Origin of the sequence: Prosthecobacter debontii, assembly GCF_900167535.1 — a bacterium.
GTDB lineage: Bacteria > Verrucomicrobiota > Verrucomicrobiia > Verrucomicrobiales > Verrucomicrobiaceae > Prosthecobacter > Prosthecobacter debontii.
Genome location: NZ_FUYE01000005.1, coordinates 312,226 through 337,175, shown reverse-complemented (window position 1 = coordinate 337,175; position 24,950 = coordinate 312,226). Strand labels below are relative to the sequence as shown.

General features: G+C 56.0%; 24 protein-coding genes. 14 read left to right on the top strand and 10 right to left on the bottom strand.

Translation table 11 applies throughout. The features are described from left to right. The first annotated feature begins 57 nt into the window (after positions 1–57). From B5D61_RS10095 to B5D61_RS10050, 10 genes are all read left to right on the top strand, one after another. The gene (locus B5D61_RS10095; RefSeq protein WP_176159335.1) at positions 58–1,323 is read left to right on the top strand and encodes a glycosyltransferase family 4 protein; all 1,266 of its coding nucleotides are present in this window, start codon (positions 58–60) and stop codon (positions 1,321–1,323) included. Positions 1,324–1,326: 3 nt separating this feature from the next. Then, positions 1,327–2,409: a hypothetical protein gene (locus tag B5D61_RS10090; RefSeq protein WP_078813252.1), complete on the top strand. Its 1,083-nt coding sequence runs from the start codon at positions 1,327–1,329 to the stop codon at positions 2,407–2,409. A gap of 6 nt (positions 2,410–2,415) precedes the next feature. Continuing rightward, a complete protein-coding gene (locus B5D61_RS10085; RefSeq protein ID WP_078813251.1) occupies positions 2,416–2,940 on the top strand; it encodes a serine O-acetyltransferase in 525 nt (174 codons plus the stop codon). Next, the gene (locus B5D61_RS10080) at positions 2,937–4,904 is read left to right on the top strand and encodes a WecB/TagA/CpsF family glycosyltransferase (RefSeq protein ID WP_078813250.1); all 1,968 of its coding nucleotides are present in this window, start codon (positions 2,937–2,939) and stop codon (positions 4,902–4,904) included. Before B5D61_RS10085 ends, B5D61_RS10080 begins: the two co-directional genes overlap by 4 nt. Continuing rightward, positions 4,901–6,136 (top strand): glycosyltransferase family 4 protein, encoded by a 1,236-nt coding sequence (locus B5D61_RS10075; protein ID WP_078813249.1) that lies wholly within the window; start codon positions 4,901–4,903, stop codon positions 6,134–6,136. The genes B5D61_RS10080 and B5D61_RS10075 overlap by 4 nt, the downstream gene beginning before the upstream one ends. Continuing rightward, positions 6,090–6,929 (top strand): ExeA family protein, encoded by an 840-nt coding sequence (locus B5D61_RS10070; protein ID WP_078813248.1) that lies wholly within the window; start codon positions 6,090–6,092, stop codon positions 6,927–6,929. The genes B5D61_RS10075 and B5D61_RS10070 overlap by 47 nt, the downstream gene beginning before the upstream one ends. A gap of 16 nt (positions 6,930–6,945) precedes the next feature. Continuing rightward, positions 6,946–9,981: a polysaccharide biosynthesis/export family protein gene (locus B5D61_RS10065; RefSeq protein ID WP_139373172.1), complete on the top strand. Its 3,036-nt coding sequence runs from the start codon at positions 6,946–6,948 to the stop codon at positions 9,979–9,981. 44 nt (positions 9,982–10,025) lie between these two features. Then, positions 10,026–10,706 carry a response regulator gene (locus tag B5D61_RS10060; RefSeq protein WP_078813246.1) on the top strand — a complete coding sequence of 227 codons (681 nt, stop codon included), beginning with the start codon at positions 10,026–10,028 and terminating at the stop codon, positions 10,704–10,706. Positions 10,707–10,871: 165 nt separating this feature from the next. Then, the gene (locus tag B5D61_RS10055) at positions 10,872–11,951 is read left to right on the top strand and encodes a polysaccharide biosynthesis/export family protein (RefSeq protein ID WP_078813245.1); all 1,080 of its coding nucleotides are present in this window, start codon (positions 10,872–10,874) and stop codon (positions 11,949–11,951) included. Between the two features lies 1 nt (position 11,952). Further along, the gene (locus tag B5D61_RS10050; RefSeq protein ID WP_176159334.1) at positions 11,953–13,269 is read left to right on the top strand and encodes a glycosyltransferase family 4 protein; all 1,317 of its coding nucleotides are present in this window, start codon (positions 11,953–11,955) and stop codon (positions 13,267–13,269) included. 5 nt (positions 13,270–13,274) lie between these two features. Here the strand turns inward: B5D61_RS10050 and B5D61_RS10045 are convergent, their stop codons facing one another. Beyond that, on the bottom strand, positions 13,275–14,669 hold the full coding sequence (locus B5D61_RS10045; RefSeq protein ID WP_078813243.1) for an O-antigen ligase family protein: 1,395 nt from the start codon (positions 14,667–14,669) through the stop codon (positions 13,275–13,277). A 110-nt stretch (positions 14,670–14,779) separates the two neighbouring features. Between B5D61_RS10045 and B5D61_RS10040 the strand changes: the two genes are divergently transcribed. The 3 genes from B5D61_RS10040 to B5D61_RS10030 are packed head-to-tail and all read left to right on the top strand — an operon-like array spanning position 14,780 to position 17,897. Then, positions 14,780–15,613, top strand: coding sequence for an Npun_F0296 family exosortase-dependent surface protein (locus B5D61_RS10040; protein WP_078813242.1), 834 nt, complete (start codon positions 14,780–14,782; stop codon positions 15,611–15,613). 38 nt (positions 15,614–15,651) lie between these two features. Then, a complete protein-coding gene (gene xrtZ / locus B5D61_RS10035; RefSeq protein ID WP_078813241.1) occupies positions 15,652–17,091 on the top strand; it encodes an exosortase Z in 1,440 nt (479 codons plus the stop codon). Continuing rightward, on the top strand, positions 17,088–17,897 hold the full coding sequence (locus B5D61_RS10030) for a glycosyltransferase family 2 protein (RefSeq protein WP_078813240.1): 810 nt from the start codon (positions 17,088–17,090) through the stop codon (positions 17,895–17,897). The genes xrtZ and B5D61_RS10030 overlap by 4 nt, the downstream gene beginning before the upstream one ends. A 19-nt stretch (positions 17,898–17,916) precedes the next feature. Here B5D61_RS10030 and B5D61_RS10025 read toward each other — a convergent pair whose 3' ends face one another. Both B5D61_RS10025 and B5D61_RS10020 read right to left on the bottom strand, forming a co-directional pair. After that, the gene (locus B5D61_RS10025; RefSeq protein ID WP_078813239.1) at positions 17,917–19,248 is read right to left on the bottom strand and encodes a cysteine peptidase family C39 domain-containing protein; all 1,332 of its coding nucleotides are present in this window, start codon (positions 19,246–19,248) and stop codon (positions 17,917–17,919) included. A gap of 167 nt (positions 19,249–19,415) precedes the next feature. Continuing rightward, a complete protein-coding gene (locus tag B5D61_RS10020; protein ID WP_078813238.1) occupies positions 19,416–19,655 on the bottom strand; it encodes a hypothetical protein in 240 nt (79 codons plus the stop codon). Positions 19,656–19,806: 151 nt separating this feature from the next. Here B5D61_RS10020 and B5D61_RS10015 point away from each other — a divergent pair, with 151 nt between their 5' ends. Then, complete coding sequence (locus B5D61_RS10015) at positions 19,807–20,685, top strand: alpha/beta fold hydrolase (RefSeq protein ID WP_078813237.1); 879 nt, start codon at positions 19,807–19,809, stop codon at positions 20,683–20,685. Here the strand turns inward: B5D61_RS10015 and B5D61_RS10010 are convergent, their stop codons facing one another. From B5D61_RS10010 to B5D61_RS09975, 7 genes are all read right to left on the bottom strand, one after another. Further along, positions 20,686–20,970 (bottom strand): DUF3601 domain-containing protein, encoded by a 285-nt coding sequence (locus B5D61_RS10010; RefSeq protein ID WP_078813236.1) that lies wholly within the window; start codon positions 20,968–20,970, stop codon positions 20,686–20,688. It abuts the gene before it with no gap. A gap of 21 nt (positions 20,971–20,991) precedes the next feature. Next, positions 20,992–21,414, bottom strand: coding sequence for a hypothetical protein (locus B5D61_RS10005; protein ID WP_078813235.1), 423 nt, complete (start codon positions 21,412–21,414; stop codon positions 20,992–20,994). Positions 21,415–21,589: 175 nt separating this feature from the next. Continuing rightward, complete coding sequence (locus B5D61_RS10000; protein ID WP_078813234.1) at positions 21,590–22,009, bottom strand: VOC family protein; 420 nt, start codon at positions 22,007–22,009, stop codon at positions 21,590–21,592. 49 nt (positions 22,010–22,058) lie between these two features. Further along, a complete protein-coding gene (locus tag B5D61_RS09995) occupies positions 22,059–22,469 on the bottom strand; it encodes a hypothetical protein (RefSeq protein ID WP_078813233.1) in 411 nt (136 codons plus the stop codon). Between the two features lie 39 nt (positions 22,470–22,508). After that, complete coding sequence (locus tag B5D61_RS09990) at positions 22,509–23,087, bottom strand: GNAT family N-acetyltransferase (RefSeq protein WP_078813315.1); 579 nt, start codon at positions 23,085–23,087, stop codon at positions 22,509–22,511. 682 nt (positions 23,088–23,769) lie between these two features. Continuing rightward, entirely contained in the window at positions 23,770–24,390 is a 621-nt protein-coding gene (locus B5D61_RS09980; RefSeq protein ID WP_078813231.1) for a GNAT family N-acetyltransferase, read from the bottom strand. After that, positions 24,387–24,842 (bottom strand): hypothetical protein, encoded by a 456-nt coding sequence (locus B5D61_RS09975; protein WP_078813230.1) that lies wholly within the window; start codon positions 24,840–24,842, stop codon positions 24,387–24,389. Before B5D61_RS09975 ends, B5D61_RS09980 begins: the two co-directional genes overlap by 4 nt. Positions 24,843–24,950 lie beyond the last annotated feature (108 nt).

Here is a 24,950-nt window from a genome sequence, read left to right as displayed (position 1 = left end):
GTTGGGGGGAATGACGAACGCAGGATGAAACAGCAGACTGACGGCATCCCATTCGTCATGCGCATTCTCGTCCTTACCAATCTCTATCCCCCGCACTACATCGGCGGCTATGAACTACGCTGCCGAGACATCACCGAAGCCCTGCATGCCCGGGGCCATGAGGTGTGTGTGCTAACCTCTGACCACCACATCTCCAAGGCTGATCCCGAACCGGAACGGTCCTACCCAGTGCGGCGGTCACTCAAACTGCACGGGTTTTTCGGGCATCCATGGTTGGGTATTCATAACCTGCAATCTCAGGAGCAGTATAACAACAGCACCCTGATGGCCGCCATCCAGCAATTTGAACCCGACCTCGTTCACGTCTGGAATCTGGGCGGCCTCTCTAAATCTCTAGCCCTCACGCTTCAGCGCCTCAATATCCCCACCGTCTTTGACGTATCAGACCACTGGATCGCCCGCAGCCTCACGGCTGATGTTTGGCTGGACTGGTGGAATCGTCCGCAAGGTTCCCTACCCAGCCGTCTGCTCCGCGGCGTGTGGCAGATCAATGGAACCCGCCAACGCTGGGACCGCACAGCCCCCACCAACCCCGTCCAGCATTTACGGTTCTCCCGCATCTACTTCTGTAGCCGCCGTCTGCGTGACATCACGGAAGAGGCCGGGTATCCCGTCCATCATGGAGCCGTGATCCACTGCCCTGTGGATATCGAGCGTTTTCAAGGCCAGCCCAAACCAGCATCCGCTCCCCTCAGCAAACTTTTATATGTCGGCCGCCTTGCTGAAGACAAGGGCGTGCTCACAGCCCTCAAAGCCCTGCATGCTGTGAGAGGTCGCTTCAAAGGCAGCCTCAGCATCTACGGCCATGGGGATCCGTGCTACGAAAGCATGCTGAAGGATTATGCAGCCACCTATGAACTTCCGGTCACGTTTCATCACGCCACACCAGCTCAGATGCCCGAGGTTTATCGCAACCACGATGCCCTTCTCTTCACCTCAGAATGGGAGGAACCCTTCGCTCTCACGCCTCTGGAGGCCATGGCCAGCGGCTTGCCCGTCATTGGCACAACGACCGGAGGCAGTGCTGAACTCCTGCGCCACGGGGATAACGCCCTGACCTACACTGCGGGCAATGCCCGTGAACTGGCTGCAGAGATCTTAACCCTCGAGGAAGACAACCTCCTGCGTGCTCGTCTCGCCGCTACGGGTCATGCCGAAGTGCGCGAGAAATTTCCACTCCAGACCATTGCCACCCAGATCGAGGATTATCTCCAGGAATCGCTACACAGCTGGAGAGTGTCTTCACTTCCCCAATATCAATGACCTATGAGCAGCCGATTCACACGTGATGGCAGTGCCGCTCTGGAAGCCCGACTGGCAACCATCTGCCGGGATACGACCAAACGCCTCCGCAACCGACTGCCTCCATCTATTCTTGAAGGTATCGCTCTGGGCGGCGGGTATGGCCGGGGAGAAGGCGGAGTTTTCAAAACGGCCACCGGAGATGCCCCCTACAATGATGTGGAATTCTTTGTCTTCGTCAGCGGCCCGCTGCTTCTCCAGCAGCAACGCTGGGGTAAAACGCTTCAACAAACGGCCCATGAGCTCACTGAGGATTACGGGATTGAGATCGAATTCAAGATGCTCACACTGGCCAAGCTGAGGCGCAGCCCCACTAGCATGTTTTATTATGACCTCGTCATGGGGCACCGCTGGGCCCTGGGAGACGACTCACTACTCACCGGCTGCGAGCACCACCGAGACAGCTCCAAAATCCCTCTACATGAGGCCACTCGCCTGCTGATGAATCGCAGCTCTGGGCTGCTCTTCGCCAAACAGCGCCTAACCAAAGACATATTCACCGATGAAGACCGGGATTTCGTCGCTCGAAATCTGGCCAAAGCTCAACTCGCACTCGGAGATGTGCTCCTGGCCGCACACGGCTACTATCACTGGAGCTGTCTGGAACGCCGGAAACGACTGATTGCTCTCGACTTGCCGCTCGTGTCGGCCTTGAACCTGATCCCTCATCACACGGCAGGGGTTATGTTCAAACTTCATCCCACCGTGAGCCAGGCCCCTCGTGAGGAACTCGCCGCACTCCATCACACTCTCACCCAGGCCACGCGAAGCCTATTCTTATGGCTGGAATCACGTCGTTTGCGCCATCCTTTCACCACAACGGCCAGTTATTTGGAAAGCAATCTCGATAAATGCCCGGAAACAGATCCCCTGCGCAATCGTCTGATCAATGCCCGCCAATTTGGCTTCCGTGCCCTGAGCGATACCCGCTATCCGCGTCAACGCCTTCTCCACGGACTCTGCGAGCTCCTCTGGGAAGATCCATCCTCCGAGCCGACCTCCATCGACATTCAAGAATACGAACGCCTTTGGCACCACTTCAATTGAACGGCCATGTTCGAAGACCTTCGCCAAGACATCGACCGCAACCTTGCGGACTACGGCCCGCTTTCACCGGTCAAGCGCTTCCTGCTTTGCCTAACATTGAATAGCATTCATGTCGTTGTGTTGATTCGCCTTCAATTTTGGTGTGCTCGTCATCGTATCCCGACGTTCTTCGTGGCCAAGATTCTCTTCTGGTTCTTCAAGATCGAGGTCAGCAGCAAGGCCGTGATCGGTGCTGGCTTGCGTCTGCCGCACCCCATGGGCATCATCATCGCACCATTTTCGCAGATCGGTCGGAACTGCGACCTCTACGCCGATGTCCGTCTCGTACTTTCCCATGGCCGCAAACAAGGCCCGGTGCTGGAAGATGGCGTATTCATGGGAGATGGGGCCAAGGCAGTCGGCGCCGTGCGCATCGGTCAGGGTGCCACCATTGGTGTCTCTGCCGTGGTCACTCGAGACATCCCCCCAAATGCGGTGGCTGCGGGCATCCCAGCGCGGGTGTTAACTTCATCACGTTCCACAGAGCCATGAACATACTCGTTGTTTATCCCTACATTCCTTTCCCTCTGGATCGCGGCACCTATCAGCGCACGTTTCACCTGCTTCGTGAACTCGCACGCGAACACACCGTGGACTTGATCGCTCTCAGCGAGGAAGGCGAGCGTTTGGAGCAACGTCCCGTCTTCGAAGAGTTTTGCCGTGAGGTCCGCTTCGTATCCTTTCAGCACCCGAAATGGCCGAAGTTACTGACGGGACGTCTTTTCAAAGCCCTCCCCTCCACCATCCGGCACTGGAGTCTTCCGCAGATGGCGCAGGCCATTCGGGAACAACTCAAAACGAATCATTACGACCTCGTGCATGTGTGCGACATCGTCATGGCGCAGTATTTCCTCAAAGAGCATCGCGACATTCCTCTGTCCATTGATCGCAGCCGAGTCGATCTCCAATTTCAACAGCAACAAACCACTCATCACACCCGCTCCTGGAAAGATAAATGCCTCGCTTATGAAAACATGGTCAAGCTCTGGTTCTACGAGCGTCGCGTGGCTAAACGCAGCCAACTCCAGGTGCTCTGTGGACCTGATGATGAAGTGTTCGTTCGGCAGTGGATCAGCCGCAAAGCCCCCCTCAAAGTCGTGGCCAATGGCGTGGACCTCGACTTTTTCAAACCCAATCTCATTCCTGCCCCCCGAGCCGCAAAACCCACCATCCTCTTCTGCGGAGCCATGGACTACACGCCCAACGTGGATGCTCTCCGTTGGTATTTCAGCGAGATCCACGATGGCGTGCGCGCTCAGGTGCCTGACCTTGAAGTGTTGATCGTGGGTAAAACGCCCGTCGCTGAAGTGCAGGCCTATGCTGAAAAGTCAGGCGTCACCGTCACCGGCAGTGTCCCTGATGTGCGCCCTTACTATCAGCGGGCCTGGCTTCAGATCGTGCCTCTACGCATCGGTGGTGGCACACGCCTCAAGATCGTTGAGAGCCTCAGCATCGGCACGCCGGTTGTCTCCACCACCATTGGTGCCCAAGGTCTGAACTTGGACCATGACTCCCAGATCTTACTGGCCGATAAAGCCGCCGACTTCATTCATGAAACCGTGCGGGCTTTAGCCACACCACCCCTCCGGGAAAAGCTTCGTGAAGCTGGCATCCGCACCGCCCAACGCCGGTTTTCATGGAGCCAAATCGGTGCCGACTTGGCCAAGGCTTATACCGAACTGGTCCCTGCTCAGCCCGAGCGCATTCACTTGATGGATATCCCCTTTGACCGGGTGACGATGGCCCAGACGCTTGATCGCGTGGGTAACATGATTACCTCCCGTCAGCCTCACTGCATCGCCACCGCGAATGTGGATTTCCTCGTGCAAGCCAAAGGCGATGGCGATCTACGTCAAATCCTCCATGAAGCCCATCTCGTCGTATGCGATGGCACTCCTCTGGTGTGGCTTTCACGGCTCCTGAAAAAAGCTCTGCCGGAGCGTGTCGCCGGATCAGACCTCGTGCCTCAACTTCTCCGTCAGGCCGAACAAAAAGGATGGAGTGTCTATTTCCTCGGTGGTCAAGAGGCCGTTCTGAAGACAGCAATCCAGAACGTCCAGGCCAAGCATCCCGCCCTGCGCATCGCAGGTAGTGAATCACCACCCTTCCGCCCCTTGGCTCAGATGGATCATGAAGGCATCTGCGCTCGCATTCGAGAAGCCAAGCCAGACATTCTCCTCGTGTCGTTTGGCTGCCCCAAGCAAGAGAAGTGGATTCGTCAAAACTATGAGGCCGCAGGAGTGCCAGTGAACATTGGCGTCGGAGCCACGATTGATTTCCTCGCTGGAGCCATGAAACGCGCTCCCCGCTGGATGCAGGTCTGTGGCCTGGAGTGGGTCTTCCGACTCTGCCAAGAGCCCCGCCGCCTCATCAAACGTTATGCCCTGGACCTCGTTGTCTTTGGCATCGGTGCCTGCCGTGAACTTCTACATAACCGCCGCCCTGCCCACGTATGAAAATCGCCCTTTCTACCAGCGTCATTCAGAGGGGGAAGACCGGGATTGCCCAGTATGTCTTCGCTCTGGTGCAAGCCATGCTCCAACAGGCTGAAAATCACGAGATCTATCTCCTAGTCCTCGAAGAAGATCTGCCGCTTTTCGCCTTCGCCAAAGGCCGGGCCACCCTGGTTCCAGTCAAGGAATCCTGGCGTCCTGCGCTCAAGAACATCTTTTGGCATCAGTTCGTTTTACCACGCTGGCTGAAAGAGCATGGCATCGACGTCCTGCATGTGCCCAGCTACCGCCGTATGGTCTGGAATGCCCCCTGTGCCACCGTCTCGACGATTCACGATCTAGCTCCGTTCCATGTGAAGGGCAAATACGACCTCGCCCGCATGATCTATGGGCGGGTTATCGTCAAGCATCTGGCGCGCAAGCAGGATGCTGTGGTCGCCATCAGCCAGAACACCGCACGAGATATCGAGCGCTTTTTTGGCATTCCGCAGAAGCGGCAAAACATCATTTTAAACGGTCTCGATCACCTGCGCTTCCACCCTGAGTTGGAGATGCCTCAGCAGGAGCCTACCGATCCCTCGGCGGCACCGTTTTTCCTCTACATCTCTCGCTTGGAGCACCCGGCTAAAAACCATGTTCGTCTGATTGAAGCGTTCAATCGGTTTAAAGCCGCGACGGACTCGCCTTGGCAATTGGTCTTGGGAGGCAGTGACTGGCATGGAGCCGAGCACATCCACGCGGCCGCTGCGGCCTCACCTTACTCGAAGGACATTCGCTTTCTGGGTTTTGTGCCGGATTCCGATTTACCCGGCTTGTATCGCCGGGCCGGTGCCTTGGTTTATCCCTCCTTATTTGAGGGATTTGGAATGCCTCCTGTAGAAGCGATGGCCTGCGGCTGCCCGGTCATCAGTTCAGCAGCCGGCTCCCTAACCGAAGTCGTGGGTGACGCCGCTCTCATCATCGATCCTGAAAGCATCGATAGCATTCAGAACGCGCTCGCCATGATGGCGTCTGATCCCAACACCCGCCAGAGATTGATCCATGCCGGCTTTGCCAATTCTTATCGCTTCGATTGGCGCGACAACGCTCGCAAGGTCCTGAAAATCTATCGAAAGTGCGTCCCCTCGCTTGGGGGGGTTGAGGCTAGGGTTGCTGAAAGCGAGACTGAGGACGAAATTCCATCCCACTATGCTCGACCTACTTCAACATTGGCAACTCGTCACGCGGCCATTTGAGGCCACGTGGGACACCCGTTTCTTTTTCCGCAGCACGTCGCACCAAGAGGCGCTCGATCGCCTCGCCTACGTCGTGCAGGAGGGCGGCATGAATATCGGCATGCTCACCGGCGAGATCGGTTGTGGTAAGACGCTGACCCGCGCCGTTCTCCAGGCCAGCCTCCCGGCTCAGGAGCATCACGTCATCGCTCTCGAAAACAGCGGCTTTGCTTTTGAAGATCTCCTCGCGGCCTTGCTACGCCGTTTAGGCCCGCAAGGCCTGGAGATTCCGCCCAGCCAACTCGCTCGGCTGGACCTGCTGGAAACCTTGCTGATCAAGCAAGCCCAGGAGGGTCGTCAAGTCGTCGTGATGTTGGATGAAGCTCAGGACATGTCCATGCAGACCCTGCATGAGCTGCGCTGGTTAACCAACTTGAATGGGGCAGGGCAAAATCTCATCACCATTCTACTCATCGGTCAGCCCAACCTGCGTCCGATGGTGCAGTCCTGCACCGATGTGGATCAGCGCGTCGGGCTGCGCTATCACCTGCAACCCCTCTCGCTGGAAGTGCTGCCCGAGTATCTTGCTCATCGTCTCCATGTGGCCGGGCATCCCCATGGACTGTTGTTTGATGCATCTGCCATCGCTCAACTTCACGAACTTACCCGAGGAGTCCCTCGCACCGTCAATCGTCTCGCTAAGCTGGCCCTGGAATATGGCTGGACGAAAGATGCCCACCAGATTACAGGTTCCCATGTGAATGCTGTAGCTCAAGACATTGCCCTTCATCAGGCCGTGCCTTTGGCTGCTTAATGACTACCCCATCGCCATGGACTCGAATGGTTCAGACTTTAGCCTCAGCGCAGTGCGAGGCAGACGTGGTGTTTCCCCCGCGTCGTCTGCCATTCAAGAAATCCCTTCTGGGGTGTCCATGCCTCCAGCAAGATTGGATCGTGGACCTGCCGAGTTTGAGGCAGGTGGTTCCTCCGGGGGTTTCTCGCTTCCTTTCGATCCGTTGCGGATCGTCGATGCCATTTACCGCCATCTCTGGTGGATGCTTTTGGTTGGTTTGGTCGCTGCCGCAGGTCTTGCCGCCGTCGGCTTGAAAAGGTTTGACACCCATTACATCGCCACGGCTCAGTTGATCAAACAAGCCCCCTTGGGAGCTTTACGTCAGTCTGAGCAGGGGGATCCTTACCAAGCCCACGAACTGAGTCTGCCCACGCTGATCGCGCTCATGCGCGGTTCGGTGCTGATGGAAAAGACCAGCCAACACCTCGGTGGGAAAGTGTCGGAAGGCGTGATTAAAGCGGGCCTACAGATCGTGCCCGAACGAAACAGCGACATCGTCAGAGTCAGCATGACCTCGGATTCCGATGCTGACACCGCGCTAAACATCCTGAGTGCTTACACGGATGAAGTGCTCACCCTCACCCGTGACATCCAGCAGCACGATGCCGCCGAAATGCGCGCCCTGTTGTCCAAGCAAGTCGAGCAGACCGATCTACAGCTCGTTCATGTGAACGAAGAACTGCTCGACTACGCGAAGCGGGAACAATTGGTCGATGCGGATAAGCAGATGGATGCCTACCTGACCGAGCTGGGCAATTTCAACCTGCGTTATGAAACCATCCGACTGGATCGCGAAACCGTCGATCTGAAGATTCAGAGCATCGAACGGGAATTGGCCAAGGTCAGCGTCGCGGCAGCAAAACTACAGCAGGCCCGCGAAGAACTGGCTCAACTGGAACTGCGCTACACCCATGAGCACCCGACGCTGATCGAGGCCATGGAACGCGTGAAGCACATGGAAGCCGCGCTAGCGGGTGACAAACCCAATTTGGATGCACCACCCAAGCCCGGTGAGAGCACCGTCGCCGAGAGCCTCTACCTGGATCTGGTGAAGCTGCGCAGTGAAAAAAACGTGCTCAACGAGCAAATGAGCAAGCTCGAAAAAGTGCGTGATAACATCAACGCCAAGCTCGAACAACTTCCCCGAAAAGCCCTGGAATACGCCAAGATCCGCAGCCGTAAGCAGGCGCTTGAAACCAGCCGCTCACTGCTAGCCGCCCGTGAGCGGGAGGCCGCCGTCCAGGAAGAAAATGCACCTGGCTCCTATCGCCTCCTATCGCTATCCCGACTGCAAGACGTCGCTGTCGAAAGCCCCACTCAAAAGCTCGCCATGGTGACCGCCGCCGGTTTTGCAGGCACTGTCGGTGGACTCGCTTGCCTTGTCGGTCTTATCGCTGGGCTGGATCGCCGAGTGATCAGCCGCTATGATCTCAAACGGGCCACAGGCCTCACCGTCATGGGCAGTCTTGGAGCTAAAGAAAGCTCTCCAGAAGAATGGGCTTTCCAAACGTGGACTAAACTCCAACCCAGCTTACTCATACCCGCCTCAGGTGGAGCCGCCATCTGCGGTCTGCTGATGCCCAAAGCGGAGAGTCAATCTCAAATGCCCATGCTCCTGGCCAAAGCGGCCGCCAGCCGTGGCATGTCCGTCATCCTGATGGCTGCACCTCACTCTGAAACCGCCTCCATCACGGCACCGCTCGAAGGTGCTGTCTGCGAGCCGGAGAGCGTGCTCCAGCACCTGCGTCAGAGCCCCCAGCAAGTCATTCACTTGGTCATGGATGACACCTGGACCTGGACACATGAGCAGCGTCAACAATGGCAGCGTGCGCTCGTGTCCTGGGCACCCGCTCGCGGCACTGTCATCCTCGTCCAACTGGCGTCTCCTGGACGGCCTGAAACTTTGCTCGTCGCGGAAAGATTACCCAATCTCGTCTGGATCGGCCAAAGCGGCAGTGATGAGGTGGAAAGCACCCAAGCTGTCTTGAAAACGTGTCGGGCCGCGGGTTGCAGATTGGTCGGAGCCGTTCTCGATCAAGCCCCACGCTATCGTTTGGGTCTGCTCAATAAGATTACCTTAGCCGCTGCGCTGTTCCTCGGATGCTTTTCATCTGTTCAGGCAGCCGAGTCCCTGACGCTGGGTCCGGGTGATGCGATCAACATCACGGTCATTGGTCAGCCGGAATATGCCCGCACCGGTGTGACCATCGGCCCCGACGGCCGACTCACTTATCTCCAAGCTCAAGGCATCCAAGCCGCCGGCCTAACCATTGATGAGTTGCGTCAAAAATTAAGCTCCGATCTGAGCCGCTATTACAAAAATTTCAATCTGGTGGTCACGCCCATGACTTTCCAGAGCCGTAAGGTCTATGTGCTGGGAAAGGTTGTCAAAAAAGGAGCCATCAATCTCGACCGACCGCTGACTCTCTTGGAGGTAGTGGCCGAAGCAGGAGGGCTGGAAACCGGTCTCTTCCAACAGAACACCGTGGAGTTGGCTGACCTCGGTCGCAGCTTTCTCATACGCGGTCAATCTCGCCTCCCCGTCGATATGGAGGCACTTTTTTTGAAAGGGGACATGACCCAAAATGTCCTCGTTCAGCCCGGGGATTACCTCTACTTCCCTTCGGCCAATTCGAATGAAATCTACGTCATGGGCGACGTCAAAATGCAGGGCACCCAGGGATTGTTAGCGCACACGTCCGTACACAGCGCCATCGCTCAAGCAGGTGGTTTCACGCCTAAAGCGTACACCAAACGCGTTCTTATCGTTCGTGGCTCATTAGAAAAGCCCGAAACCTTTGTGGTGAATATGGATGATATCCTCAGCGCCAAGGAAAAAGGCTTCCGTCTCGAGCCCAAAGACATCGTTTACATCGCCGACAAACCTTGGGCTAGGGCTGAGGAACTTCTTTCTTTTGCCCTCAACGCATTCACGCAAGGTGCGGTGTCAGCTTGGGCTGGTGGCAATGTCGGCCCCCTAATTCAGGAAGCAATTTTACCTACCTTAAGGTAATTTCGCAACTTGCATTCAGCAGATGGTTTGTGGTTAATTACTGCATGGCCACCCCAGCTCCCGAATCCTCCTCTCCTTCTACCCGAGTTCTCCGTGTTGCGGTCGTTGAGGATGATCCGACTCTCCGGCTATTTCTAGAAAAACTAGTAACGAAAAAGGGCAATTTCTTCGAATTCGTCGGCGCTTGGGAATCTGCTGAAGCCGCTGCTGTCACACTGCTCAGTGAGCGCCCTGACGTTATTGTTGTGGATCTCGAGCTTCCTGGGGTTTCAGGCATGGAGTTGATCAAGCAGCTCTCCCCTCGCCTGCCGAACACGGCCTTCGTCGTGCTTACCATTCATGATGATCCGCAGAAGGTGTTTGCGGCTCTTCGTTCGGGGGCCAACGGCTATCTGCTCAAATCGGCTCGCCCCGCGGACATTGCCGCCGGTATCCGGCAGGCCAGTGAAGGCGGTGCGCCTCTGAGTCAGGACATCGCTCGGTTGCTCATCCAGTCCTTCCAAGAAGAACCGGCCAAGCCCGAAAAGAAAGAGATCCCCGGCCTCACGCCACGTGAAACCCAGATCCTCGAACTCCTGGCCCATGGCAAGGTACCCAAAGAAGTGGCCTATGAACTCCACCTCAGCTACGAAACAGTGCGGGATTATCTGAAATCCGTGTATCAGAAACTCCACGTGCGCTCCCGCACGGAAGCTGTCATCAAATACCTGGAGCATAACCCCTAATCACCCTCATCTGCGGGGATTGTTGATACAGTTCGTTAGGCCATCATGCATCTCGTCATCGTTGATTTCTTGTTGAATTCAAAGGATGATGCGATGGCATGATTCTCACCGTGAGGGATTGTGTCATCGCTTTTTACTTTCCAGACTTCTCATTCAGCCGTCATCATGTCGTTCCGTCACGTTCTACTGTGCGCAGGCTTGTTGAGTTGGGGCATCTCCTGCACCAGCACGAAGAGTCAGTTTGATCCTCGCGATGACACCTCATCGGCGATTGATCCTGCCTTCTCTCAAGCTGCTAAGGAATCTCCCCCAGCGAGCATGCTCCAGGCGTCTGCGGAGGAGTTCAAACTCGGGCCCGGAGATAAACTCGACATTGAGATTCTAGGGGAGACAGGCTCACGCGCGGAGACCTTCGTCACACCGGATAACAAGGTGTATTACAATCTGCTGCCTGGCCTCGATGTCACCGGTCATACCACCGGCACTTTGAAAAAGCTGCTCGATGAGAAACTCACGCAGTTCTACAAGCATCCGCAGGTTACCGTCAATCTCGTGCAAGCGGTTAGCCAGCGCATCTGGGTGCTGGGCCGGGTAAATCAGCCTGGTATCTACCCCATCACTCGCCCTCTACGTGTCCTGGATGCGGTCACTCTAGCAGGGGGGCTTTTCACCTCGCGTTTCACCGGCACTACGGAGGAACTGGCAGATCTCGCCCATAGCTTCGTCGTCCGCCAGGGTGCACGTTTACCGGTCGATATGGCCAAGCTGCTCCGAGATGGTGACCTCAGTCACAACATCTATCTCCAGCCCAACGACTTCATCTATCTGCCCTCTGCACTAACCAACGAAGTGTATGTCCTGGGAGCGGTGATGGAGCCTCGCCCTGTGGGTTTCATGAACGATATGAATCTCATGGCCGCGCTCGGTCGTGGCTTAGGTCTGCGGCCAGATGCGGATCTCCGTCGGGTCAGCATCATTCGTGGCTCGCTCTCCTCACCGAAAATCGCGACCATCAATGCCGCAGATATCTTGAACGGCAAGGCCACCAACATCCGTCTTCAACCCGGAGACATCGTCTTTGTACCAGGCGCAGGGCAGATCTCCGGTATGAACATTGCCAAAGAGGCTGTGAACACCTTCGTCCGAGTAGTAGCTGCGAATGAAGGTAGCAATGCCGCCTTGGGTGACACCAGCTCAGGGGTCGGGCTCAATATCAACGTCGGCGGTTCAGGTTCTTCCAATTGATATGCCCGATGCGAAGCCCATTCGACCTCTGCTCATCGCGGAGGGTGCTAACCCCACCCTGACCAGCGCATCGCTCGTCGGCTGGTCCTGCGCACGAGCCATCGCTCAGGTTACCGATGCCCACATCGTCACCGAGTGGCGAAATCGCGATGACTTCCTAAAGGCCGGTCTCGTCGAGGGCCAGGACTTCACCGCCATCGATATCCGGCGCATTCAGAACCTTGCGTGGCGCACGACCAAGCTGCTCAGCCGTGGTGAGCACTTTAGCTGGAGCCTGTATGCGATCTTTTCCAATCTCGTTTATCCTTTCTTCGAGCGTGAAGTTTGGAAGCAGTTTGCGGGGCGGCTCAAAGCCGGTGAGTTCGATCTCGTGCATCGCATCCTCCCCCTCTCTCCAACCACGCCGAGTTGGATTTCCAAGCGCCTGCAGGAGATCGGTGTGCCCTGGGTATTGGGTCCCTTGAATGGGGGTGTGCCTTGGCCTCACGGCTTTGACGATGTGCGTAAGCTGGAAAACGATGGGGCTGGTCGTCTGCGCGCCCTTTATCGTCTCCAGCCTGGCGTGCAGCGCACGCGCCGGGATGCCCAAGCCATCATCACCGCAGCACGCACAACGCTGCGTGAGATGCCAGAGCCGCTCCACACTCAGTGCGTCTTTATCCCTGAAAATGCCATTGATGCCCAACGCTTTGATCTCGCCCCCAGCCTCCCCCGCTCCCCTGGCCCGCTCCAGGCCGCCTTCGTAGGTCGTCTCGTGGCGCTCAAAGGTGTGGACATGCTCATCAACGCGGCCGCCCCCTTGGTCCGCGAGGGAAAGCTACGCCTCGACATCATCGGAGATGGTCCAGAGCGGGAACGCCTGCAAAGCCTGGTGCAACAGGAGGGTATCCAGTCCGGAGTCCGGATGGAAGGCTGGGTGGATCACAGCGTGCTACAGCCTCGCTTGCGCGAGAGTCACGTCCTTGCTTTTCCAAGCATCCGAGAATTCGGCGGCGGTGCGGTTTTAGAAGCCATGGCCCTCGGCGTGCCCCCCATCGTCTTGGATCATGGAGGACCACCGGAGCTCGTCCCTCCGACAGCCGGCTTCGTGTTACCCCTCGAAAGTCGGCCACAGATCGTGCGTGATCTCGGTGCTTTGCTTGCGCGTCTGGCAGAGGCTCCTGAGCAGCTCGCCCCTTATTCCGCCGCCGCGCAGGCACACATCCGACGCTTTTACACCTGGGAAGCGAAAGCGCAGCAAATGCTGGAAGTCTATCGCTGGGTGCTGGGTCAGCGTCCCGATAAACCTACCTGGGGCATCCCCATGGGATTTGAATAAAGGCTCTAGTGGGGAGATTTCACAGATCTTGAGGCTGGCATCTGGCGACGATTCATCTCCATCCCGGCCACCACGCCTGCGAGCATCAACCATTGCGACAGGTTCTTCGTCTGTGTCAAAATACGCTCGACGGTGCCATGAAGGTAACAGATGCCTAGAGCCACCAAGAGTCCAGCAGCGACGGCCCCCATGAGCGTGCCTCTCTGTGCCCAGGCATTGCGGAGTGCCCACCAGAGCGTCATGAGGATGAACAAGATGAAACTCCCAAAACCTAACCAGCCCGTTTCAGCCAGCCACAGCCAATAGAGGCTTTCGGTCAGCGGATTAGCATAGTAATTTTCATCGTAGATCGTGAACCCACGATCGCGATCCCATTCTTCCAAAATCTCGCTGTAGAGATCTCCACGTGGTCGGCTATTCGCGATGCCGAAGTTGTTCCAGCCGACGCCCGTCATGGGATGGTCGTGCAACATCGCAGCGCTTTGTTTATTCAAAATGTCACGCAGATCTTCCTCGACCGTTTCGCTGCTCGCAGCGACTTCGTTCAACCGAGCCTTGAATGAATCGAGCGCGAAGAGAAACACGAGAGCTGCCCCCAAAGCTCCGAGCAGTGTCAGACTGGCCACCCGCACCCCTCCACCTCGTAGCCAGGCCAAGCTCATCATCACCACAGCGCCTGCGGCATAGGCGGCTAAGGCGGCACGCGACACCGAAAGGATGATGCACAACCCCGCCCCTCCGAAACCGGCCAAGCATAACCCAAACAAGGCCCCTTTCACCCGCTTATCCAAGAGTGTGGCGAACACTGGAATGGCTCCCAAATAACACCACATCGCCATCGGATTTTGGTGCTCAAACCATCCTTTCACCTGCCAGGAGCCATCCAAAAGGCGCATTTTAAGGCAGAGCAACCCATGATGAAAAAGAGCTCCCGCCAGCGCCCCGATTGCCCAACGTAGATCGTCTTCATCTCTCAAATAAAGCGCCGCTGCCGCGAAGATGAGCGCTCCTTTCACAAACCTTGTCGCAGCCATCAGCGCATAGGTCGGCTCATAGCTGCCAAAGGCTGAAAACAAGCACACGAAGCACCAGCCTAGATACAACCAAAGCCCCGGAGGAGAACCTCTCCTTCCCTGCCCGCTCGAACGGCTTACGGCGAAAATCAACGCGATGGCAAGCACTTCGATCAATGAGATTTCATACCCTTTGGTGTGCCCCCGATAAGTCTCGATGCTGCCGAGCATCATCATGAAATTCCCAGGCCTCAAAGCAGTCATGACGATCATCGTGGCAAACACCGCCCGCTGCCAGACACGGCGTGGCCCTAACCACAAACCAAGCAAAGGCGCCAAGCCTGCATAGGCGCCTAGAGCGAGGATGAATTTGATCAGGTCTTTCATGAACAATACTAGCATCGTCTCTTTAAAGAGATCTGCCTTCCCCTCAAATGCGGGCCTGTCCTGCGGAATCAGGACGGGGTATCTCCATCCACAGCCAAGCCTGAACCACCGTGAAAATCCCCCCCCTCTCCTCCCTTAGTCTAGCAGTCATCTCCTTGATAGTGGCTACAGCCGCTCCTGCGGCCGTCATCATCACCTATGCCGAACAGCCAGATGCCACGACCTCATCACTCATCGGCACAGATGTTTTTACTTTCGACAACCTAAAAACTGGCGTGAATACGAATGTCAGTTGGGCGGGGGTGGGCACCTTCGATCAGCTCTACATCAAGTCTGCGGATGCCTACGGAGGTGCCGCGACAGAAACCTCTCCCAATGGTTCCCGCTATTCTTTGCAAGGTGCTGGCACTCAAGTGCTCTCCAGCACGTTGACCTTGGACACGGCCAGTTCCTATTTCGGTTTCTGGTGGTCCGCTGGCGATCCCTACAACGTCTTGAGCTTTTATAATGGCGATACCTTGGTGGGTCAGTTCACCACCGCCAGCTTGATGGCACCTCTGCCAGATGCCTATGATGGTAATCCTCTCAACCGCGCCATCAATGGCAGCGAGCCTTATGCCTTCATCAACTTCTTTGGCGATAGTGAAACCAGTTGGGACAAGATTATCCTCACCAACAATCAGGCCTCCGGCTTCGAATCCGACAACTACACCACCCGAGTCGAGGCCTGGGACCCGCTCGTGGACGGTGCCCTACCAGGTGTGCCTGTAGCTCTGGTTTCAGGGAAAGACACCCAACTCGTTAGCTCTGCCGATCTCGAAGGCACCCTCTGGAGCGCCGCACCTGGTGCCCCGTTACCCCCGTTCTCGTTGCTCGCCTTTTTCGGTCTCGTGGTCATCGCTCGGAGTCGCCACTTGCTCGTTCGCCAGTCGGCCGCGGTTTAATGAAACACTGACTCCCGCGCCCTCCATGAACATCTGCCATGAACTCTCCTAGTCCTTGGTTCAATAATCTCAGGCTTCTCGCTACAGCGGCGATCTCGGGATTGCTTCTGGCAGGTGCTCCTCGATACGACGGATTCACGGATCTCACCCGACCTTTCATCGTGGGATTACTTCATCTGTTCGGCGCGCCCGCTTCGGACTCCGCTGAAGGTTTGACGGTAGGTCGCTTGACCGTGCCTTGGACTCAAGACTGCTCAGGCATCAATCTTTTGGTTATTCTCTTGAGCCTCACCGTTTGGATTCATCGTCATGCGCCGCCCGATCGACGTTTCTGGCTCCGCCTCGCGGCTGTCTTTCCAGCCGCGCTTCTGGCAAATGTTTTACGAGTGTTCTCTCTACTGGCCTATCGCCATTTGTTTTTTCCAGCCGTAGAAAGCCCGCAGCTTCATTACTTTCTCGGCTTCCTCTGGTTGGTGCCCATGATTCTCTGCCTGACGCCAAATCAGAATCGTAGCATCAGCGTGCGGAGTTTGGAGACCCTCCATGCAGCAGCGATTCTCGCTTGGTTATCGCCCATCATGGCAGGCATCGGCGGACTTTGGATCACTACCGCGGCTCTGTTGCTACTCTCACAGTGCCAGTTCTCCACCGACCACAAGTCATGGCGTATCGCTCTGACCTTGGGCTGGGCTCTCGCAGGTTTGGGTATCGGTTTGGTGAGCCTGGAATCTCTCTGGCTTCCCTGGCTGCTCATGTGCCCTCTGATGTGGCCGTTCGCCAGCCTTCAGCGTCCATCGATTTGGCTTACTTTAGCAGCCACACATCCTTTCCTGACGCTGATGCCAGGCGGTAAAGGGATCGCAGCGATCGGCATCGCTTGGCTTCTATGGCAAAGTTTTAGTTTGTCACATCCCTCTGCGTTCTCGGCCAATCTTCAACTCGACATTCGCTTACCGATTCAGGGCGTCGCCGTGCTGGCGCTTTTTTTACCTTTTACCGCCTCCTCCTTCTTAGCGGGGCGTTATCCGCCGCTGATGCCTCCTTCTGAACTGGTCATCTCCTCCCTCGGAGCCCAAGGCTACGAACTTAGACTACCCGATCAAGAGGCCAACATCCGCACGGTCTGGTATGCGGCTCAGAATAATGACCGACATCACACCGTGCAGGTTTGCCTGAAATACCGCGGGCGCGATCTCGATCTCTCCGCCGATGATGCCGAGGTCTTCACTGACGGGCATCTGTGGTTACGCGAGTATTTCATTCAAGACGGTAAGCTTTTAAGCAGCTATTCATCCTATGCTAAAAACACACTCGCTCCCCGATCCCACCCAGGCGCTCACATTATCTTCGTGACGTCACAGAGAAGCATGAGTGCATCGAAGTTTAACCAAAAGTCTCACCATTTGGCCGCGGCGCTGCATGAACGCTTGCGTCAGACGCCCTCTGCTTCCGAATCTTCCATCGCCTATCAGCCATGAGATCGATCTTCTCTCCCAGTCGCCTCAGTGTAGGAGTGCTCATTCGCTTTGCCAATTCGGCAGAGACACTACCCGCCGTGCTGGCCGCCTTGAAAAATCAGACCTTGCCTCCTGATGTCATCTTGGGTGTGGCCAATCAAAGCACCGACGGTTCGGCCGATCTCCTAACCGAGGCGGGTGCCTGCATCGTCGAGTGGAAGGAGGCCTATGAACACAGCCGTGTGCTGAACTACGGCCTGCATTACCTCACGACGGATCTCGTGCTCATTCTGAGTTCCCATACCGTGCTCAACTCCCCAGAAGCGATCGCTCAGATGGTGGCCTGCTTTCAAGACGAGCGTGTCGCCTGTGTGAGTGCCTGCTGGGACTCAGACCCTTACTATAGTGATGCCGTGACCTGGGACGAGCTCAAACGCCGCGGTCTGCGGTTCGGCTCCATCTACAGCAACAGCATGGGCATGATCCGCCGCAGCCTTTGGCGGCAAAAGGCCTTCGACGAGAAACTGCCCACCGCAGAGGATTATGATTGGGCCATTTCCCAACTGCAAAAAGGCAAGATCTGCCGTCGGTTAAATCTGCCTTTCAGCTATCGGCGGAGTGGCAATGTCCGCGATGCCGAGTTTGCCCAAATTGTCTTTCAATTCGCGCGCAAGTATCGCCTCAAGGTGGCTTGGCTTGGAGTTGTGGGCAGCCTCAAACACCTTTTGAAACGCCCCTCCAGTGAGGATACTCGGGCCGTGAAAGAACGGCTGAAAGCTTGGCGCACTCACATTTGGCTTCAAGTCACGCATCATCACGCGACTTGAACAGCCAAAGCCGAGACGTTCACTTCATCGGCTCCATGTAATAGACCCCGGTGGTCATGGCAAAGGCATTGGCCACAGGCATGCGCTTGAGAGCATGTTCCGCACCCCACGAGTCCGTGTAGAGGATCTCTGAGGTCTTCAGATTGTAACCGATGATGAGGCGCATGTGACCGCCAGAAGCCTGGGGAATCTCTGGCTCGGGTAGAAGACCGAGCATCACTCCCCACATGACAGGCACCCCCTCATCGATAAGACCCGCGATACTCCGCTGAAATTTGCCAAAGCCGGATCGGTCGCGCTCCGTGCGGGAGGTCTTCAGCACCTCTCCATCCATCGCTCCGTAGATCTCATCGATGTAGATGGTGCCGTTACGAGGCTCTGCACTCACTTCACGCTTACTCGCCCGTTTGGCTTCACGGTTGTAATCCCCCACCATGTCCACAAACTTTTTGTATTCCCAATTCTCCACCACACGCACCCGCACTCGCAGCCGACCTTCAAGTTTATTGAGAGCCTCATACATCTTGCTCGGACTGGTTCCGCTGCCATCTGACGTATCCGCCACCTGCGCCATCTCATGCTGGTCCACTGGGATGCCGTAATACTTGAATACACGCTCTGCGGTAGCGACTGCACAGTAGCCCTTGGGCCCTTGATCCACCATCGGCACATTGGCGATGAACACATCTCCATTGGCCTCATGTTTCACATTGGCCACCAGGGCTTGCTTCGACACCATGGGCAGACGTGCGTTCGCCGTTGCAAGCGGGGCTCCAGTCTTCGCCACAGGTGCCACACGCAACCGGATGAACTCAGGCCGGAACTCAATGCCGCGAGAACGCATCTCTCGCTGAAAGCTATACTCGAGCAAATAAGCCGAGGGTGGTTTCATCCACACAAAACCCTCTGCTGCCACCGCGCTCGTTTTATCCTTACCTCGCTCTGTTGAGGGCACGGCCAGCTTCTTACTGATGCTCTCTTTCAACTGGCTTACAAGACCTTCGAAGCGTTCCCGATTGAGCGTCTGGTCCTGGGTATCACCACGATTGAAAATGGAAAAACTCATCCGCGCCGGATTCCCCTCTGGGGAAAATTCGATGATCGCCTCATTGAGCGGCACCGCCCCCTCCCACAAGCTCAGTCCAGGGCCAAAAAAACGTGCCTGATCCCGCCGCTCTGAAAGCCATTGAAAACGCGACGAAGCGAACTGTTGCTGAAACTGATCCGCCGTCATCTGCCAGACGGTGTCCTGCATCAAGGGATCCAAAGGCCTCTTTGGAGCTTCCTGAGCCATCGTCTGCGTCCCCACCGAGAACGCCAAAAGGTATAGGAGAGAAAGTGCTGTCCTCATGCGGTTGTTTAGAATTAACGAATGGCAATGCCATTCTTTGGGACAATCTCATACGAAAAGGGATGAAAAAAACTCATTCAAGACACGAAGTTCCTGAATGAGTTGACCGGATTTATGGCTTGAGCCCTAGGCACAGCCTTCTGACGGGCTCGCTGAGCAGATGCGCCTTAGTGCTTGGCGTCTTCTTTCTTTTCACCATGGGCTTCAGGGGCCGCATGAGCCTCAGGCTTAGCGTGCTCACCTTTAGCTTCCTCAGCGTGATGAGTGTCACCGTGATGCTCATCGCCATGGCCTTTGTGCATGCCTTCATGCAGCACTTGGGTCTCTTCCCAGGAGTGCTTGTCACAGGAAACGGAGGCAAAAATCAGAGCGGCGGCAGCAAGGAGGGCGGCTGGAGCAGTTTTCATGAATGGGGAGATTCCATCCTAGAGCTAGTTCAGCCGCCTGCAATCACCTTTTGCCACCCGCCATTATCCGCAGACTCCCCTTTCTGTCAGGTTGCCACGGCAGATTTCCCATTTACCATCTATTCTTCCCCCAAAAAATTTCCCGCCCTACATGGCAGATCATACCTTCCGTTTGTCCTCCGGACGCTTGCTCGGTTACGCTGAGCACGGTGATCCGCAGGGGACGCCATGCTTTTACTTTCACGGGTGGCCCAGCGCGCGCGTGCAAGGAGAGCTGATGGACGAGGCGGGGAAAAAATACGGACTGAGAATCATCTCGCCAGATCGGCCCGGGATCGGACTGTCGGACTTTCAACCCCATCGACAGCTCAGCGATTGGCCTCCCGTTTTGTCGGAGTTAGCCGCACATCTGGGCATTGATAAATTTCATGTCATTGGCTGGTCGGGAGGCGGCCCTTATGTCTTGACGACAGCCTTAGCCATGCCAGATCGGCTGCTCAGCGCCACCATCGTTTGCGGGGCACCTCCCCTCACATTCCTAGGCTATGAGCACATGTTTTGGGTTTACCGCTTGATGATCCGGCTCCGCCATGCCTTTCCCACGGTCCTTGGGCTTCTGCTCCGTGCCGGAGAACGCATCTGCCAGGGGCAGCCGGATCGTGCTCCGCTCAAGTGGTTCATGGGCATGCTGGGAGAAGCCGACCGCAAAGTCCTCTCCAATCCGACCACCTTTGCCGTCATCCGTCAGGGCATTCTCGAAGCCCTTTCTCGTGGCCCCAAAGCCGTTATTGCCGATGCAGATATCTATCTCTCGGAGTGGGGCTTCGAGGTCAGCTCCATCACCCCGCTCATCCACTTTTGGCATGGCAAGCAGGATCGCAACATCGCCTGGCAATACACCGATAAGCTGGCCAGCATCATGCCTCACACCACCACCCGTTGGTTGGATGAAGAGGGACACTACTCCCTCCCCATTACCCATCTCGATGAGATCCTGCGCCAGGCACTCAATCTCCCGGAGCCGAGCTAATCACTCAGAGCCTGGGTTCATCACTTCCACAAAGTCCGAAAAGTGATCCGCTATCGCCTCCTGGTCTTCAGGCGCACACCGCAGCCGGATGACTCGATGCCCATTCGCTTCGTTCAACGGCTCTAGGTAAAGGGTCAAACCATCGTCATAGGGCACGAAATTATACCGGACGAAGCGCCAAGTTTCTCCCACCAGATGTTCCTTCCGATCATAATCGACAAACGCGGCCTTCACCCGATAGATCTGGCCCGGCTTCAGTGAAAACGCTGTAAATGAATTCGGCATGGCTTGAATAACAAAAACGTTTCACCGCAAAGCCTGCGGCGGTTGAAAGGTATGATCTGAGACCAGTTTGACTCCGCAGTGACTGCAATACCCAGTCGCGACCGCAATGGCCATGGCCTGAGCATGCACCATCTTGTCACATGAAGGGCAATTCAAACCAAAGGAACGCACCCGCCTTTTAAGCAGATACACCATCAAGGGGAGGTTACCGATCAAAACCACCATGAACAATCCAAGCCACGCGGGTTTGACCCACACAGGCAGTGTTGCATTACTTTCGATCCAATTGACGAAGGGCACATTCGCGAACAGAAAACCGAAGAAAAGGATCAAGAAAACAATGGAGGATCTCGACTCCGCTTTTACACACTGATCCCGTCTCTGCTTGAGCTCCTCCAGGGAAATAGGCCACTCCGCTTGGGTATATCGGAAAGATCGAATCATGAGTGAGATCCAAGCATCGGCTCGTGTTGTTTCCTATTATAAAATGCTCCTCGGAATGCATTCCCACTTCATTTTGTCAAGAAGCCCAACCTTGGGAAGAGCCTTCGCCGAGTTGAGCATTCATCCAACGACTTGACGTGCGATTGTCGAAATCAATCTCCTGCCCTAAAGGCAGTTAGAGGTCTTTAAAATTCGGATTCCAGACGATCTCCCAAACATGGCCATCCGGATCTCGAAAATAACCGGAATACCCACCCCAGAAGGTGTCATGGGCCTCCTTCACAACGCTCGCGCCCGCCTGCCTTGCCTGCTGCATGATGGCACCCACTTCCTCCCTCGTCGCCACATTATGACCGAGCGTCATATCCGTGGATGATGCCGGGCTTTGTGGGAGACCCGTATCGTAAGCGATGCTGCTGCGTGGCCAGAGCGCGAGTTTCAGTCCCGGCTGAAGATCGAAAAAAACCACTGCCCCATGCTCCAACTCCTGACCGATAATCCCCTTCGTGGAAAAACCCAATCCGTCCCGATAAAAGGACACAGCGCGTTCGAGATCATCCACGCCCAGGGTGATGACAGTGAGGTGAGATTTCATGGTCGCGAATGCCTGATGTCAAAAAGCTCTTCATTAGCACTCTTATCTTTCATGACACCACAGAGAGACGAAACTGAGCCCCTTCTTTCACGGCGGCATCCAAGACACGGATGAACTCGGAAAGTTCTTCCAGAAGGTAAGGCACCGCATCGGGATCACTCAGAGATTCAGGATCATCTTTCAGATGCGCGTGCAGTCGCGTCCAGGTTTCTTCGCCTGCTGTGGCAGCAAACCAATCCGTCCAGGGTCCAAGAACCTCATCCAGTTCCCAAGGTGCCCCCTCATAACCCTCCGGCGCCTCGCGGCAATCGCTGAAGTCAGCAAGCGATGCCACGCCGAGTTCACCCGCCAGCTCATCCAATTCCTCAGCAAAATCCAAGGTAGTGCTGCCATCAAAATCGAAGTTGAACTTCGTGGTCTTAAGTTCTGGGAGAAAAACAGGGATGATACCGAGACTCATAGATGCATGGATTGGAATGGGAGAAACATCGCCTCACGGCTAATGGCAGACAGATTCGGCAACGCGAATGATGCCATAGGTCATCACCGTATGAAAAGCTCCGTCTTTAAAGACTTCATCCACCAACACGCCTTCACGGGTTAGGCCTGACTTTTCCATCACCCTACCAGAGGCGGGATTCCCGGCGATGTGACAGGAATTGATCTTGTGATAACCGAGCCCCTCAAACCCATATTGAATCACGGCTTTTGCAGCTTCTGTGCAATAGCCCTGTCCCCAAAACGGAACGCCGATCCAGTAACCCAGCTCGGCTCTTCGATGTCGCTTACAAGCGACGAAGCCGATTGCGCCGATCAGTTCTCCCGTCACTTTCAGCACCACCGCCAGATTGACCGCCTCCCCGCTTTCAAACAAAGCCGGATGCGAAGCGATCCAGGTCTCCGCCATGCCCTCCTGATAGGGATGCGGCACATTCTGCGTCGTCGCGGCAATCTTCGGATCCCCAGCCAACGTCCTCACCCGTTCCGCATCGGAGAGATCAAAAGGCCGGAGAATCAGCCGACCTGTCTCAAGGGTGGGTAAAGAGGACTCTTGCGTCGGATGATTCTTAAACGGCATGGTAATGCCCCAATAGCACATGATCCATCCAGCGAAATCAATGATGTTCGTAGATATTTTGTTGAAACCAAATCTTTTAACCCGCCACTCCTGCCCAAGCCAACAGATCAGATCCTATCCGATGTCATACCTTTCAGCAAAAGTGCTCATGTCAGGATAAGCTCTCAGCGCCCCATGAGGATGGATGGTGATGAACGGGGGAGGCACCTGCCGCCAAAATCGCTGCCAAAAGTGCACCATCCTTGAAGGGGGGCCCCCTCGCTTCAGCGCCTCTCTCAAGGATCGCTCAAAACGAGGAAGAATGCGCTCCACCCAACGCCTTCCATCATCCACGGAAGCCGGACAACAGCCAGAGCAATACTCAAGCAAGCTAAACCCAGCCTGCCTGTCATGGCTCCAAGAACGGAACCACCCCACCTGCACTCTAAAGGTAGGCGGGGTCAGCTCATCGAGACCAAAGATATAAAAACCCGCCCCCAGGGTGACATCGTCCAACGGTAAGTGGCTAGCATCCAAACAGATCCCCCCGTCGGCGAACTTCGGGCCTATCTCGTAAACCCCACACTCCACCAGCCGAAAGCGACCCTGGTGGCTCACGGGTTCTTGAGCAACCGACCAAACCCTCTCGAACATAGGAAAGCAGGCCTCGGCTATCTTTTCCGTCAGAGTGGTCATGAGGTTTCTAAATCTCTGCAAACGTCGAAACCGAGCCGGGCTTCGGATGTGAATGTGATCTCACCTCCCACTCCCGAGCCAAAAGCGCAAAGACATACTCGCTGGTCCACGTGCCCTTGTAGGCTCGGTGCTCCACATGATGAGCCTCCTGCCGGAATCCCAGCCGCCTGAACAAGGCAGCTGCCGGCACGTTCAGGACATCCGTCGTGGCGAAAATCCGGCGGGCAGATCGCTCGGTAAACAAATAGTTTAGCAAACACTCCAGTGCCTCGGTCGCATACCCCTGTCCTTGCCAATCAGGCGCAAAAGTGACGCCAATCTCAAACTGACAGGGCTCGTCAGCGAGACAGTGCAGGCCGAAGTCGCCGATCATCTGACCTGTCCTAGTCTCGACGACAGCCACCTGAAGCCATGTGCCCGGCATACCAATGTCACGATCCTGCTGATCGTGGAGAAGACGCGCCGCGTCCTCGGGGCCATAGGTCTCCCATGACTGATACCGAGCGACCTCAGGCAGCGAACGATAGGCACAAAGGGACTCCGCATCGGCTCTCTGCAAACGCCTGAGTTGCAACCGGCGAGTGGGCAATGAGATCGGAAATGGCAGGTTCTTGGGTGAGATGCTCATGGGTTGTCAGAGTCGCTCGAGCACTCGCCACCGGCACTTGGTTCGGCTTGAACAGATGTCAGGCACCCTCCGACGACCATCCCGATAAATCCAATCGCCGAGTGGATCAGCCAAGTATGGAGTCCCTCCTTCTCAAAGTAGCGCGCATAGTCTTCATTGCTTTCAAAGTGCACCGCTAACCCTCCCTGTTGGCGGAACTCTTCAGGGAAATCGGCTCCCGTTTCGCGAATGGCCTCCATAAACGGTACCTCGAGAATGTCAGTGATGCTCGCCCCACCCGTATGCAGGAAGCGATAAGATTCGACCCCGGAAAACTCTAACCAAGTCACTCGTTCGGGTTCGCCTCCACGGATCAGATCAAGAACGATTGATCTCCCGTAATCGCGAACCGTGTAGCCACGAAGCTGGAAATCGTGATCCTCGAATCCTTCTACAAGCTGGGACGAACTCATCGATATGTTTTGCCCAAATGTCTAGGCCGTGGCGACGGCGAGCGCAAGACTAGGATCATGTGACTGACGGCTGCGAGCCTTGCCTCCAGTGGGGTAATGAGCGATGCA